Source organism: Paracoccus sp. R86501 (genome assembly GCF_042466435.1).
Classification (GTDB): Bacteria; Pseudomonadota; Alphaproteobacteria; order Rhodobacterales; family Rhodobacteraceae; genus Paracoccus.
This window is the reverse complement of record NZ_JAXHPZ010000001.1, coordinates 1,838,804-1,852,964: the sequence shown is the minus strand read 5'-3', so window position 1 is coordinate 1,852,964 and position 14,161 is coordinate 1,838,804. Positions and strand designations below refer to the sequence as shown.

The 14,161-nt window shown below is 60.2% G+C and carries 11 protein-coding genes, 1 tRNA gene and 1 pseudogene; 10 read left to right on the top strand and 3 right to left on the bottom strand.

Features of this window, described 5'->3' with window-relative positions; all coding sequences use genetic code 11:
- Nucleotides 1–3: 3 nt before the first annotated feature.
- The 10 genes from SJY40_RS08940 (at nucleotide 4) to SJY40_RS08895 (ending at nucleotide 7,478) form a co-directional block, all read left to right on the top strand.
- Nucleotides 4–360 carry a response regulator transcription factor gene (locus tag SJY40_RS08940; protein WP_378945238.1) on the top strand — a complete coding sequence of 119 codons (357 nt, stop codon included), beginning with the start codon at nucleotides 4–6 and terminating at the stop codon, nucleotides 358–360.
- Nucleotides 357–653, top strand: a complete 297-nt coding sequence (locus SJY40_RS08935) for a hypothetical protein (RefSeq protein ID WP_378945236.1) — start codon at nucleotides 357–359, stop codon at nucleotides 651–653. Before SJY40_RS08940 ends, SJY40_RS08935 begins: the two co-directional genes overlap by 4 nt.
- On the top strand, nucleotides 643–3,294 hold the full coding sequence (locus SJY40_RS08930; RefSeq protein ID WP_378945233.1) for an ATP-binding protein: 2,652 nt from the start codon (nucleotides 643–645) through the stop codon (nucleotides 3,292–3,294). The genes SJY40_RS08935 and SJY40_RS08930 overlap by 11 nt, the downstream gene beginning before the upstream one ends.
- Before the next feature lie 61 nt (nucleotides 3,295–3,355).
- Nucleotides 3,356–4,459: a FliM/FliN family flagellar motor C-terminal domain-containing protein gene (locus SJY40_RS08925; RefSeq protein ID WP_378945230.1), complete on the top strand. Its 1,104-nt coding sequence runs from the start codon at nucleotides 3,356–3,358 to the stop codon at nucleotides 4,457–4,459.
- 87 nt (nucleotides 4,460–4,546) lie between these two features.
- Nucleotides 4,547–4,765 (top strand): translation initiation factor IF-1, encoded by a 219-nt coding sequence (gene infA, locus SJY40_RS08920; RefSeq protein ID WP_010397442.1) that lies wholly within the window; start codon nucleotides 4,547–4,549, stop codon nucleotides 4,763–4,765.
- Nucleotides 4,766–4,808: 43 nt separating this feature from the next.
- A complete protein-coding gene (locus SJY40_RS08915) occupies nucleotides 4,809–5,411 on the top strand; it encodes a Maf family protein (protein ID WP_378945227.1) in 603 nt (200 codons plus the stop codon).
- Nucleotides 5,408–6,463 (top strand): ribonuclease E/G, encoded by a 1,056-nt coding sequence (locus tag SJY40_RS08910; protein ID WP_378945224.1) that lies wholly within the window; start codon nucleotides 5,408–5,410, stop codon nucleotides 6,461–6,463. Before SJY40_RS08915 ends, SJY40_RS08910 begins: the two co-directional genes overlap by 4 nt.
- Entirely contained in the window at nucleotides 6,463–6,624 is a 162-nt protein-coding gene (locus tag SJY40_RS08905; protein ID WP_378945222.1) for a DNA gyrase inhibitor YacG, read from the top strand. Before SJY40_RS08910 ends, SJY40_RS08905 begins: the two co-directional genes overlap by 1 nt.
- A gap of 83 nt (nucleotides 6,625–6,707) precedes the next feature.
- Nucleotides 6,708–6,783: transfer RNA gene (locus SJY40_RS08900), tRNA-Phe, on the top strand.
- A 566-nt stretch (nucleotides 6,784–7,349) separates the two neighbouring features.
- Nucleotides 7,350–7,478, top strand: a complete 129-nt coding sequence (locus SJY40_RS08895) for a hypothetical protein (RefSeq protein ID WP_378945220.1) — start codon at nucleotides 7,350–7,352, stop codon at nucleotides 7,476–7,478.
- A gap of 225 nt (nucleotides 7,479–7,703) precedes the next feature.
- Here the strand turns inward: SJY40_RS08895 and SJY40_RS08890 are convergent.
- From SJY40_RS08890 to SJY40_RS08880, 3 genes and pseudogenes are all read right to left on the bottom strand, one after another.
- Nucleotides 7,704–8,095, bottom strand: a pseudogene (locus SJY40_RS08890) (integrase core domain-containing protein); the annotation flags it as partial.
- Nucleotides 8,096–8,875: 780 nt separating this feature from the next.
- The gene (locus tag SJY40_RS08885; RefSeq protein ID WP_378945217.1) at nucleotides 8,876–11,518 is read right to left on the bottom strand and encodes a hypothetical protein; all 2,643 of its coding nucleotides are present in this window, start codon (nucleotides 11,516–11,518) and stop codon (nucleotides 8,876–8,878) included.
- Between the two features lie 1,275 nt (nucleotides 11,519–12,793).
- On the bottom strand, nucleotides 12,794–14,026 hold the full coding sequence (locus SJY40_RS08880; RefSeq protein ID WP_378945214.1) for a serine hydrolase domain-containing protein: 1,233 nt from the start codon (nucleotides 14,024–14,026) through the stop codon (nucleotides 12,794–12,796).
- Nucleotides 14,027–14,161: the final 135 nt, after the last annotated feature.

The following is a 14,161-nucleotide window of genomic DNA, read 5'->3' as shown; positions in this document are numbered from 1 at the left end:
CGGATGCAGGACATCCTGATGATCGAGGATGAGGTCAACATCGCCGAGGCGGTGCGCTTTATCCTGTCGCGCGAGGGATGGCAGGTCGCCCTGCACGGTGATGGCGCGGGCGCCATCGAGGCCATCCGCCACCATCGTCCCCGCCTGCTGATCCTTGACCTGATGCTGCCCAACCGGTCCGGGACCGAGGTGCTGGCCGATCTGCGCGCGGACCCTGACGCCGCGCTGGCGGGAATGCCGGTGCTGATGCTGACGGCACGCGGGCAGGTGGGCGAGGCCGCCGCGCAGGCCGATCAGATCCTGTCCAAGCCCTTTGACAATGCCGACCTGCGCGCGATGGTGCGCCGGATGCTGCCATGACGGGCGAGCGGCCGCTGTTTCTGGAACGCGCCTCGTTCCGCAGACGACGGCTTGGGGATGCGGCGCGGGTGCTGCCGGTGCTGGCGATGCTGGCGATGCTGCTGCCGGTCTGGTGGGCGCCCGCCAGCCTGTCCTATGCGGGGGGTGCGGTCTGGATCTTCGGGACATGGGCGGTGCTGATCGTTGCGGTCTGGCTGCTGCACCGCGCCCTGCTGCGATCCGAGGCGGCGACCATGCGCGCCAGTCAGGACCCTGCGCAACCTGTCAGCGGGCGCCACGACGATGCCGTTTGAAACGCTGGTTCTAGCCTGTCTGGCCTATGTCGCGCTGATGTTCACCGTCGCCTATGCCGCGGATCGTGCGGCGGCGCGGGGGCGGGTGCGTTGGCTGGACCATCCGCTGGTTTATACGCTGTCGCTGTCGGTCTATTGTTCGGCATGGACGTTTTATGGGGCGGTCGGCTATGCCTCGCGCTCGGGGCTGGAGTTCCTGACCATCTATCTGGGTCCGACCATCGTCTTCTGCGGCGCGTGGTGGGGGCTGCGCCGGTTGGTCCGGGTGGCGCGGATGCATCATGTCACCTCGGTCGCGGATCTGGTGTCGGCGCGGTTCGGCAAGTCGAACCGGCTGGCGGCGCTGGTGACCCTGATCGCGGTGATCGCGGCCACACCCTATGTCGCGCTGCAACTTCAATCGGTGCGCCTGTCGTTCGAGGTCTTCGCCACCGATCCGCGCGGCATGGGCGGGTCGGACGCGCTTGGCGGCACGGCGCTGTGGGTGGCGGCGGGGCTGGCGGTCTTCACCATTCTGTTCGGCACGCGCAACCTTGCCGCCGACGAACGCCACCACGGCGTCGTCACCGCCATCGCGCTGGAGGCCATCGTCAAGCTGGCCGCCTTCATCGCGCTTGGCGTCTTCGTCATCTGGGGGCTGGCCGATGGACCCGCCGACATGCTGAACCGCATCAACCGCGCCAGTCTGGACCCCCGCGTGGCCGAAGGCTGGCTGCTGCGCCCCGACCGCTGGACGGCGCTGATCGTGATCTCGGGCGCGGCCATCCTGACCCTGCCGCGCATGTTCCAGGTTCTGATCGTCGAGGCTGCGGACGAGGAACGCCTGCACGTCGCGGGCTGGGCCTTTCCTGCCTATCTGTTCGCCATGTCGCTCTTCGTGCTGCCCATCGCCGTGATGGGGCGCGAGCTGATGCCAGCGGATGCCAACCCCGACCTCTATGTGCTGACGCTGCCTGCGGCGGCGGGGCAGGACATGCTGGCGCTTCTGGTCTTTCTGGGCGGCTTTTCGGCGGCGACCTCGATGGTGGTCGTCTGTGCGATCGCGGTGGCGACCATGGTGTCGAACCACTGGCTGGTCCCCGTCTGGCTGGCCCTGCGCCGCATCCCGGCCAGCGAGGAGATGGACGACCTGCGCGGCTTCGTGTTGAACGCGCGGCGTTTGGCGATTCTGGCGGTGGTCGCGGCGGGCTGGGTCTATCACCAGGCCTCGGGCGGGGCGGCAGCGCTGGCGGCGATGGGGCTGGTGGCCTTCAGCGGCATGGCGCAGGTGCTGCCTGCGATGGTCGGCGGCTTGCTGTGGCGCGGGGCGAACCGCAAGGGGGCCTATGCGGGCATCGGGGCGGGGTTCGTGCTGTGGATGGGGCTGGTCTTTCTGCCCTCGGTCGGGGTGGGGGGCGATCTGCCGGTGCTGCCGGGGATGGACCCCTGGACCGCCGCCGTGGCCCTGTCGCTGGCGGTGAACACGCTGGCCTTCGTGGGCGTGTCGATTTTCGGCTTTCCCGATCCGGTCGAGCGTTTTCAGGGGCTGTCCTTCGTCAGCGCCATCGAGCCGTTGCGCCACAGCCGCGCCCGCAGCGCCGATGACCGCGCCGAGCCGCTCTTGGCCATGGCCCGGCGCATCTGGGGGGGCGACGCGGCCCTGCGGTTTTTCCAATCCGAGGCCCGCGCGCAGGGAAAATCCGGCTATCTGCCCGACCTGACGCCGGATTTCCTGACAGGGCTGGAACGGCGGCTGGCGGGGTCCATCGGGGCGGCGACGGCCCATGCGATGATCGACCGGGTGGCGGGGGGCGTGGCGCTGACCGTCTCGGACCTGCTGCAGGTCGCCGACGAGGCGCAGCGCGCCAAGGAGGAGACGCAACGGCTTGAAGCCGCCCGTTCCGAGCTGGCCCGCACCGCCCGCCAGTTGCATCAGGCCAACGACAAGCTGACCGCGCTGTCGGTGCAGAAGGACGCCTTCCTTGGCCAGATCAGCCATGAATTGCGCACGCCCATGACCTCGGTCCGCGCCTTTTCCGAGATCCTGATGGACGCCGATCTGCAGGACGCCGACCGCCAGCGTTTCGCGGGCATCATCCACCAGGAGGCCGGCCGCCTGACGCGGCTGCTGGACGATTTGCTGGACCTGTCGGTTCTGGAAAGCGGGCGGGCGCAGCTGACGATTTCGGTGGTGAACCTGCACGATGTGATCACGCGGGCGGTGACGGCGGCCTCGGCCACGCGGCCCGAACGCGGTTTTCTGATCGACCGCGACCTGCCATCGGAACATCTGGGGCTGATCACCGATGCCGACCGGCTGCTTCAGGTGCTGATCAATGTTATCAGCAATGCGCGCAAATATTGCGATGCGCCGCATCCGGTGCTGGCCATCCGCGTCAAGCGCCCACAGGGCGGTGGGGCGGTCATCGACGTGATCGACAATGGCAGCGGCATCGACAGCGGTCGCCAGTCGCTGATCTTCGAGAAATTCGCCCGGCTGAACGACCCCGCGCGGGCAGGCGGGGCGGGACTGGGGTTGGCGATCTGCCGCGAGATCATGCTGAATCTGGGGGGCGATATCGCCTATCTGCCGGGGCAGGGGGGCGCGGCCTTCCGCATCGTGCTGCCGCAGCGACCGCCCGCCCGGCCCGAGGCGGCTTAACGGTTTCTCAACCCTGATCGGGCAGGTTGAGCGTCAGGGGACAGCGTGATTCGGACATGACATGACTAGTGCAGAAGCGGACAACGGCGAACAGGGTGAACAGGCGGGCGGCGTCCTGCGCCGGATGCTGCGCAGTCGCAGCCAAGCTGAACCCGTTCGTGCGCCGATCCTGCCGCCAGCGCCCCCGCCGACGCCTGCCAAGGCGGCTGCCACCGCCATCGGTCGGACGGCAGAACGGCTCTATGGGTTGGCCATTCCGCATGTGAAGGTCGCGCAAGGCGTGATGACGCTGGCCGAGCTGCCCGAAATGCTGCCGGACCTGCCGCTGGTCGTCGTGCTGCAGGGGCCGGGCGAAAACCTGGGCGCGATCTCGCTATGCCCACAGACGGTCGCCAGCCTGATCGAGATCCAGGCCTTGGGGCGCGTCACCGCCCGCCCGTTGGAACGTCGCCGCCCGACGCGCAGCGATGCCACGCTATGCGCCGATTTCATCAACCTGCTGCTGACGGAACTGGCGGCGGAAACAGACGGGCTGGACGGGTTTCAGGGCATCGCGGGATACCGCTTTCTGACGGCACTGGACGACCCGCGCCCCCTTGCGTTGATGCTTGAGGACAAGCCCCTGCGCAGCCTGACCTTCGATCTGCGAATGGGGTCGTCGGACCTGCGCGATGGTCAGGTGCTGCTGGTCCTGCCGCAGGCGCGCAAGCAGCCGGCCCCCAAACCGCAGCCGACGCCCGCACCGGTCGCGGCCCCCAAGGTGACGGTGGCCAAACCCTCGCTTGGGGCGCCGATGCAGCAGGCCTCGGTCGAGGTGGTGGGCGTTCTGTGCCGTCGAAAGGTGTCACTGGCCGAACTGCGGACGCTGGCGCCGGGGCGCGTGCTGCAACTGCCGCGCGCCTGCCTGACGGATGCGCGGCTTGAAACCGCCGATGGCCAGATCCTTGCGGCCGGCAAATTCGGCGAGGCCGAGGGCTGTCACGCCATCCGCCTGCGCGACCGTGATGCCGCCCCTGCGACCGAGACTGCCCCTGCTGCACGCCCCGCACCCATGCCCGATGCGCCCGAAGATCTGGCCCGCCCCGACCCGTTCCGCCCGGGAACCGCCCTTGCAGCCCCCCAAGACGGGGCCGAAAACGCAACGATCCTGCGTCAAGCCCGCTGATCTGACGCTTTAGCCTTGAAATCCGCGCGTTCCGGACGCATCTAACAGCGGTCCCGAATCCTGCGGGATGCCAAGTATGGAGTGACCATGGCCAAGGAAGAAATGCTCGAATTCCCCGGCGTCGTGAAAGAACTCCTGCCTAATGCGACATTCCGGGTCGAGCTTGAAAACGGCCATGAGATCATCGCACATATGGCAGGAAAGATGCGCAAGAACCGCATCCGTGTTCTGGCCGGCGACAAGGTTCAGGTTGAAATGAACACCTATGACCTGACCAAGGGGCGGATCAATTACCGCTTCAAGTAAGCCGTCGTTCGCGACGGCTGATGCCACCAACGGAGGCCGCGATATGGCCGAACTGCGCCCACCCCGGCTTGTGCTGGGATCGGCAAGCCCGCGCCGACTTGAACTGTTGGCGCAGATCGGCATTACGCCGCACGCGCTTCGCCCCGCCGATATCGATGAAACACCGCGACCGGGGGAAGCGGCGCGTGCCTATGTCCGCCGCATGGCTGTCGAAAAGGCACAAACCATTGGCATCGACCCCGACGAAGCCTGCCTGACCGGCGACACGACCGTCGTGGTCGGGCGTCGCATCTTGGGTAAGCCTGCCGACCGTGCCGAGGCGGCCGCTTTCATGCGCTTGCTGTCGGGCCGGCGGCATGTCGTGCTGACATCGATGGCGCTGCGTCATGGCGACCGATTGGCTGTGCGTCTGGTGGAAACCCGCGTGCGTATGCGGTCGCTGGATGCCGCGACGCTTGAAGCATATCTTGATATGGGCGACTGGCAGGGCAAGGCGGGCGGCTATGCGATCCAGGGGGCGGCTGCGGCCTTCATCCCGTGGATCCAGGGGTCGTTTTCCGCCGTTGTCGGCCTGCCTCTGTCCGAAACCGCCGCCTTGCTGGCCGCCATCGGCATCCATCCCCGCCCTGAAGGAGCATCCTCATGATTGGTCGCCAAGTTGTTCTGGGCCAGCTGTTCGGTCAAGAAGCCGCCGCCCTGATGGTGGATGGCCAGCTGGTCGATCTTTTGGTGGCCACCGATGCCGTCGCACCCTTGGCACCCGGCGCGATCTGCCGCGCCGAGGCCGACCGTCTGATGAAGGGGCAGGGTGGCATCTTCGTGCGCCTGCCCGATGGTCAGACCGGCTATCTGCGCGACCGCAAGGGCGTGGCCGAAGGCAAGCCCCTGCTGGTGCAGGTCGCGGGCGTCGCCGAGGATGGCAAGGCCGTTCCCGTCTCGACCCGTCTGATCTTCCGCGGTCGCCACGCGCTGGTGACACCGGGCAAGCCCGGGGTGAACGTTTCGCGCCAGATCAGGATCGAGGATCGCCGCGACGACCTGCAGGCCCTTGGTCAGCAGGCGCTTGGCGATCGCAGCCACGGGTTGATCCTTCGCAGCGCCGCCGAGACCGCCGACGATCAGGAAATCGCGGCAGAGGTTACCGAACTGCTGGATCTGGCGGATGGCATCTGTGCCGAAACCACCGGCAAGCCGGAACTGCTGCTGGACGCGCCGACCCCTTGGGAACAGGCGTGGATGGATTGGGCCGAACCTGCACCCGATGCCATCGAAGAGGGTGACGACAGCTTCGAACGCTGCGGCGTGCTGGATGCAGTCGATGCCCTTCTTTCGGCACGTATCGATCTGCAGGGGCAGGGTGATGCCTTCATCGAACAGACCCGCGCCCTAGTCGCAGTGGATGTGAACACCGGCAACGACAGCTCGGCGGCGGCGGGGCTGAAGGTCAACATCGCGCTGGCCCGCGAATTGCCGCGCCAACTGGCCCTGCGTGGTCTTGGCGGACAGATCGTCGTCGATTTCGCCCCCATGCCCAAGCGCGACCGCGCGACGCTGGATCAGGTGCTGGGCGCTGCCTTCCGCAATGCAGGGGCCGAAACCACGCTGGTCGGCTGGACCGCGATGGGCCTTTACGAATTGAACCGCAAGCGCGATCGCGTGCCCTTGGCGCGTCTTGCCACGGCCAGCGGAGAGGCATGATGGCCTGCCCGATCTGTTCCAAGGAAAGCGTCGCGCAATACCGCCCGTTTTGTTCGAAACGCTGCGCGGATGTCGATCTGGCCAAGTGGCTTCGGGGGTCCTATGTGATCCCCGGTGCGCCCTTGGACGACCTGTCTTCGGATGAAAACGGATCTGATTGAAAAAAGATGGTTTTGGGTCTGGACAGTCCCTGCGCCCGCTCGTAAATACGCCTCACCCGACGCAGCAATCTGCGTCACAAGGGGCCCGGATAGCTCAGTTGGTAGAGCAGCGGATTGAAAATCCGCGTGTCGGCGGTTCAAATCCGTCTCCGGGCACCACTATAAACCCATGAATTGTGTCACGTTTTCTATCTTGGCCCCATTTCGACGGATGGAACCATCGGTCTTGGGGACACGTGGGGGACACAAAACGGTTTTCCACAACTATTTACCCATCAATGGGATTTTTGTGTTGGAAACCCTCCTGTGATGACCATGCGACCGAGCTTTCCGTTTGCTATGGCGAGGACTTTGGTGATGGAAGCCGGATGCGCAGTCGATAGTGAGCTACGCTGATCTTGACTGATTTGATGGGCAGCTCTGATTCACGCTGATCCACCAGAGAAACCGACACCACTGGCTCGGTCGCGGCACCGGGAAGGTTGACGACGGCAGATGAAGAAATAGCAGTGCCCCAGTGGAGACACTTTGGGACGCAGTTACTGCCGATGTGATATTTTCGATAGTGATTAAACAATAAGATGGACTGGATGGCCTGATAACGATTTGGCGGAATCGTCGCGAACACCATGCACTGCGATGGCAGCCGCCATGGAGCCCCGCATTACGGCAACAGAGATTGATGGCATCGGGCAAGCAGTAATGGATGCGCAGGCGTCCTTTCGGTGCCCAGTGTCACCTATGGCCTTCCCGTCACGACCTGCATTATCGTCATCGAGGCGATCGCCCATGGCATTCCCGTGCAGCGTCAACTGGCTAAAGGGGATCTGGTCAACATCAGCATTTCGGCGTGAATTGATGGTTACTTCGTAGATGCAGGAGCAAACTTATGCCTCGGGCTGGTTCAGCCGTAGGTCGACCAACTCTGCCACGACGGAAAGCATGCCATGCCGATTGGCATCGCGTAAGTGGGGTAACCTACTCCCCGATCGTCCCTCGTGCATAACGAGAATCTGCCGGTTTTCTGCGCTGCTTCCTGACCTTGGACCGCCGGATGCTGGAATTTTCCGGCTTGGCCATGGCGACGGGCTGGCTGCGCCGCCGGGATAATGCAGGGCGATCGGGACGTTATATCCGATCGCGCTGTGGGGTCGGTCCTCGTTTTGCTGCCTAAGCCAAGTCTCCAGTTTCTCCTGTGCGCCCGCAAGGCACATGAACCAGTGCGCGTTCAATCATTCCGACCTGAGCTTGCTGTTGAACGCCTCGATCAAGCCATCATCGGCGGGCTTGCCATGGCCGAGAAAAGTCCAAGGTGACGCCGCTTGTGTAGGACCAGAGGTCGAGGTCGCGGGAAGAAAAATTCGCTGCCATTGTCGATCCTGATCGTCTTTGCGTAGCCGACCTTCGCGCAGATCTCTTCAAGCACTCGCACGACGACTTCACCGCGGTAGGTGAAGCGGGGATCGGTCGCTGATGCAGGTTCTCGCGGCAGTATTCGCCGGTCATCCCAAAACTGCTGAGCTTGCGCGACGCCCCGAAGGTGCCCTCCACGACGTCTAATGACCAGCACTGGTTGCGCATGAGCGCTAGGGGCATCGGCATGAGTGGGCCCGGGCGCCTCTGCGACCGCGCCTGCGAGTTCGGCCTATCAATTGACGCGAGGGCTGCTTTCGGTGGAGATCAGACAGAGCAACGCCCAAGGGAGCGATTAGAGAGGTTGTGGTTTGGCAGAGTTTTCCGGGTTTTCTGGATAGTGTTCCAACTTGTCGCTTCGATTAAAATAGGACATGAAAGTAAGCAATGATCATATTTAAACCCTTTAAACCGTAAAAACCAAGATGCGCATTATTTATTTTATGTATGCTAGCCTAAAAAACAAAAAATATTGAAAAAATTCCGGTTAAACCCAATAATTGTGGGCCTTCAGTCCAGAAAAGCCAAAAATAGATCTGCCTGATTCAATACTGGTGGAAGATGCTAGGAAAAGCGCAGTGCGCCACGCGATGCCATAATTTTCTTGTCGTTGCCTTTTCCGCGAGACAAATGGCAAGTTCGGTAAAATTTATTTTATATTTAAAATACTATGGAAAGCGGATCTTCAGTCCTCAATCTAAATTTGAGGGTGGAGGAGCAATTCTTAACAACGCGCAATGCCCATCTCAACCTATAAAATCAAAAAATCTTGGTGCAGCGCATCGTTTTGGTCGTGAAGAAATTTTATAAGATCTGAGAAATAAAGAACAACTATTTTTTAAGGATGATATATGAAGTTGCCGCGCCCCATGCTCCGCGCTGAGACCAATGCCCGCTCTCCCCCAATATCTTCGATCGCGGTCTTAAGGTTCGATGAATAGATACCTCCGACGATATCCTTCGCAGTGAACTCCCCCTCTTTCCATTCCTCATGTAATTCTGAGAGCAGCGCTGACAGTGATGCGGTATCCTGATCGTCCGCATAAGAAGCGCGGATCAGATCCAATGGGTCGCCATAGCTACCAGGTGCTAGCACTTGTCCTGCCCAAACCACTGTCTGCCTCACGAGGGTATCCCAGTTTTCAAATGCAGCGAGGCGTCCCGCACCTAGAGGTGTAGGCTGGAGTGTGAAGCGAGCCAGCATCAGGGTGCATGCGGCTTCCAACAGCGCGTTCCGCTGTTCTATGCAGGTGGTCAAAGGGTCGCTGTCAAATGTCCGTGCGTAGGGCTCGGCAATCCCTGCATCAACGCGACATATGATCATGCGCCGCATCAGATCTCCTTTGACGACCAAATTGTTCCCGGTCACGGTTACAAGCAACTTGTTCGGTATTCGGAGCGCTTCTGATTTTCCGAGGACGCGATCTATGAAAGCTAGGCTTGTCATCAGGGCTGCCATCGCGGCACTATCAAATTCGCCGACTACGTTGTCCCATACCATAGCGCGTGCGCCTGATACCAAAGCAGACAACAGGCGCTTGCGTATCTCTTCTTCGTGACAAATATGTGGCCATACGTCGGGCTTTTTCCCTTCAGCCAAAGCTGCGACGCAGGATGCGAGAAGGGTTTTTCCAGTCCCGGCTGTCGGAGCGTCGTAGCCAAATGCAGGGGCTGTTTCGAGAGTTGGCCTAACAACCGCTGTCAACATCGCAGAAAGATGCGCACCTCTGGCATGGGCGTCCAAAAAGGGAAACTGGGCAAATGGCGCCATCAATGTTTGGAGCGCCGCTACAGCGTCAGTCAGACTTGGCTCGTCTGGAATGCGGCACTCCTTAGAGGAGAGGTCCAAATAGAGGCGTGTTACTTGGTCATAGCCGGGCGTTTTCAGAACTGTGCCATCGGGCCGCACTGTCGGTCCCGTCAGCACGCCGTTCAGAGGTTTCAATTTGCGTCGCTCGCGTTGGGCGATAACCAGACGCCCTACTGCCTGCGGAAACTCGCATTCGACTTTCTGCCTCTGCACCTCTTTGTGGCACACGAAATCGAGCCCCAACTGATATCTGAACAAATCCTCAGAAAGCGTGTAGAGGCCGCCGTCATCAACCAAGGCCAGATGCTGTCCGTAGTCATAGTATGCCGAGCTGGCTTGCAAGTGCTGAATGATCTCCTGAACCAATTGCGATGTCTTGCCTATTTGATACTCAACTGGGATCCGGCTGCTTCTGAGCCGATACGTCGCACCTCCACGCGCGAAGCTGTGGAGAACGGGGTTGCCATTTTTTATGAAGAGCTTTCCTACAAGTCGCCCGCCATCATATTCCGGCTCTAATGGATCTTGGCACAATCGTCCGTCATACAATGCCGGGTTCGCCAAAATCTGACTGACGGTAACTGGCAGAATGCTGCCTTCCATTTCCACCTCTAAGACATATTGTCCCTGCAGATCTCGAAACGTGATCGCATGCTCCAATACCTGTCGGAGCAAGCTGTCTTGCTGAGCGTCGATCGTATTCGTGCCTGATGAACGCAGCATCTTTTCCATACGGCGTCGCTCCCACTCGGCACGCCGTTCGCTGGCCTCTGCTTCTTTCAACACCCTTGCCGCTTTTTTTAAGTCACCTAGACGCCTCTGTTCCGCTTCAGAAAGATCAGCGAATATGAGCTTTGTATCGACGACTTCGTGCTTTGCTGTGATCAGCATAGGACAGCCCCGTTTTTGGGTCAGCGGTGCCACGCACTCTGCCCCTCCGGCAAAATCTAGACGCGATGGTTGCCATACCGTTGTATCGACCAGCGTTCGCTCGAGCATACTGCCACTTGAGGACACGCGAATTGTGCCATGATCCGACAGCCACAGGCGATCGGCAAGCACTTTGCCAGCGCGTGGTATGTCGGCGGCATCGGCAACATGGAGCCATAAGCGCTGGCCAGTCACCCCGCGGAGTTCTCGTTCGCCTTCCCAAATCGCTGAAGATGCGGACATCCACCAGAGCATCGAGTAGTCCGTAAGACCAGGGGCGGCGTCCCTGATTTCTGCGACTAGCTCTTCTCGAGATCGTGGAGCCTTGCCGGGTTCTGGATCATAATCGATCATCATGAAACCAGGACCGTTCGGCCACCTAAAGTCTGCATTCGTTCGCGCCGTTTTGCCACTGACGTCTTTACCTGTGGCAAGCAGGTTCTTAGTCACGACCTGCTTGGCTGCAGAATCTCGCGGCAGCCCGTAAATGAGGGCCTGCGCTGATGAGAGGGTGGGCAGCAGTTGCGCGAGGCCTCGCAACCCATCTAAATTCCGGATTTCGAGGTGTCCTTCAACTAGAATGCCCCCTGCACGTTTTTCGAGTTGCCCCGCCGCGTCTACCGAGTATTGCTTGGACAATACTTTAGGCCTCGTCGCCGTGACAATTGTCACAGGCAGTGTGGCTGGCTGCGGGATGAGCATGCCTGCGTCCGCCTGCGGCATTGCGCGCAATTCGTTCATTCTAGTCTCCTTCACAAACCCTTGAATGGGGTGACATCCTCTGCGGCGGCGTTAAGGGAATATCTCAAGCAGAGTAAAAACACGCCGGATATTCGCCGCGTCTGGAATTAGTTCGACGCGGTGTCTCCTTCTCATCGTCTGAACACATGGATGTTGTCCCTGGCTGTCTACGGCAAGGCGTCGATCAGGTGATTGTGCTGGAAGATGTGGATAACCTTCTTGGTGACTAGATAGCGGCTTCGTGTGTAATTATTTTTCCTATATTTCTAGATTTTTATCGGGCATCCCAACGTTGCCAAGGGGTGCCCGATAATACGGTGTATGGTATGGTGTCGCCTGTAGTGATATTATCGGGCCGACGTCTATGATTGAAGTTGCCCGATAATATGGGTTGAGCCAACTTTGCTTCTTAAATAAGCCAGTGGATGCAAGCAAAGATACTACGTTTTCTCATCTAAACATGGCAGCGGTGGTGTATAAAAGAGGTATTTTATTATTGATGCTACATAAAGGTGGGCCAAGTTGCTCTGTATCACAATCACGGCGTTTACTCTTCTGCCAGGACAAGAAAATGCTGACAGATATCTAAAAAATATTGAGTTCAATATAGTTAGAGAGCGAGATTTCTGCCCTAGAGCAATCGTCGAGGCTCACAAGCTACAGCGGACTAACTTTCGCCTATGTAGAATTTTTGGATAGGTTAAATCGAACCGGCGCACAGCCATGACCAGCACAAGACTGTTTATAAGGTCAGAGGTGACAATATCCTGTCGCGAACGCTCTGAGCGTCTCAGCTCTCATGCGCCCTGACCCGTATCGCAGATTTCAAGCCGGGCTGGCGGACCATTTTTCTGTCAATTACTTCGCTGATCGGCACCGGTCTAATACGAAACGTGCGAACGCCAGTTCGGCAAGCCAATCCATCATTCTGGTCGCCAAACTTGGTTTGGTGAGTCAGCTAAGTCCGAACCACCGACAATGGCGAATTTAGGAGGCTGTGCGCGATTGCCGACTTAGATGCACTTGTGGCCCTTGAGACGGACATGCCCATCGGAGGAGATTAGCACTGAACTACTGGGTCTATTTCTAGTAGCAAACGCCTTTGGAAAAGGTTCGGCGCCCCGCTGTAGGTGCGGATGATCGGGACGGTCGAGCAAGCAACTTTCTTCCTGCCTAATGCATTCAGCCCATCTGCTACTGATTGGTATGAACAAAGAACAACCAATTCACAGGCGCCCCATGAAGGCCTGTTCACGAAGTTTATCCCTTAGGTGATCAGTCCAGCGCGGCCGAAATGGCGTCGAATACAACCAGCGGATCGACCGGTTCGCGTCCTACGGGCTTGGGTTGCGCCATGTGGGTGGCGATCACGATGTTCCGCTCGGGGTTGATATAGATGTTCTGCCCCTGAATGCCGATTGCGGCGAAGGCACCATCGGCGATGGATGGTTCGGTCCAGCCGGGCCACCACATATAGCCATACTCGATCGTCTCGCCGCTTTTCAGCTTCTGCGGCTGACCGACGGTTTCCGTCCATCCGTCGGGCAGGATGGGGTTGCCGTCGATTTCACCGCCCTCCAGGAAAAACTGCCCGAAGCGGGCGAAATCACGTAGGGTGGCGGACAGGCCGCTGCCGCCGATCTCAATTCCATCAGGGCTGTCCAGCCACCAGTTCGCGTCTGCCTCCATCCCGTAGGGCTGCCAGATCTTTTCCGCAAGATAGTCCGCCAGTGGCATGCCGACGGCGCCGTGGACAACCTCGCCCAGAACCTGCGTCTCGCCGGTGGAGTAGGTATGATGCGTGCCGGGATCATAGGCGCGGGGCAGGGCGGCCATCACCTCCATGGCAGAGCCGGGGCGCTGTTCGATCTGCGCGCGCAGCAGATCGCGACGGTCGGACCCCGGGTCGGTATATGTCTCGTTCCATTCCACGCCCGAGGCCATCAGAAGGATATCGCGGATGCTGACCCCGTCATAGGCGCTGCCGGCCAGCGCCGGCACATAGTCGGTGACCATGTCTTCCAGCCCGTTGATATGGCCATCGACAATCGCGGCACCAACCAGGGTCGAGGTGATGGATTTGGCCACCGACATCGACATCCAGCGCGTGTCGGGCGTGTTGCCCCGCTGATAAGTCTCGTAGACGACCTCTCCGTCTTTCAGGACGATCATCCCGGCAACGTTGTCCAGCGACAGGAAGTCGTAAAGGTCATAGGTCGCGTCATCGACCTTATAGCTGACCATCCCCGGCAGATCGACCGGCGCATCAGTCAGCGCTTTGGGACTGTCGGAAGCCGGAATGGTCCGGGTCGGGAACAGGCGGTCAATGTTGCGGAAGGTGCTGACCGCCAGATCGGGGGTCAGTTGACCGTTATAGACATCCTCGACGGTGCCGATGGGTTCGTTGGCATGGGGATAGTCCTGCGCGTGCAGGGTCACCGGCAAGGCAAGACAGAGACTGCCTAGCGTCAGCAGGATGCGCGTCCGATACAGCGGGCTATGGGTCATGGCGTCCTCAATCCGTTTGAACCATCAGACGTCAGATCTGCAGAACGTGCAAGTGTCATGCTTTTTCTTGGTGTTCTTTATTATTCGTGGTCTGCAATGATCCGCGCATAAGTCGCTTTGCGAAAAGGCGGCGCA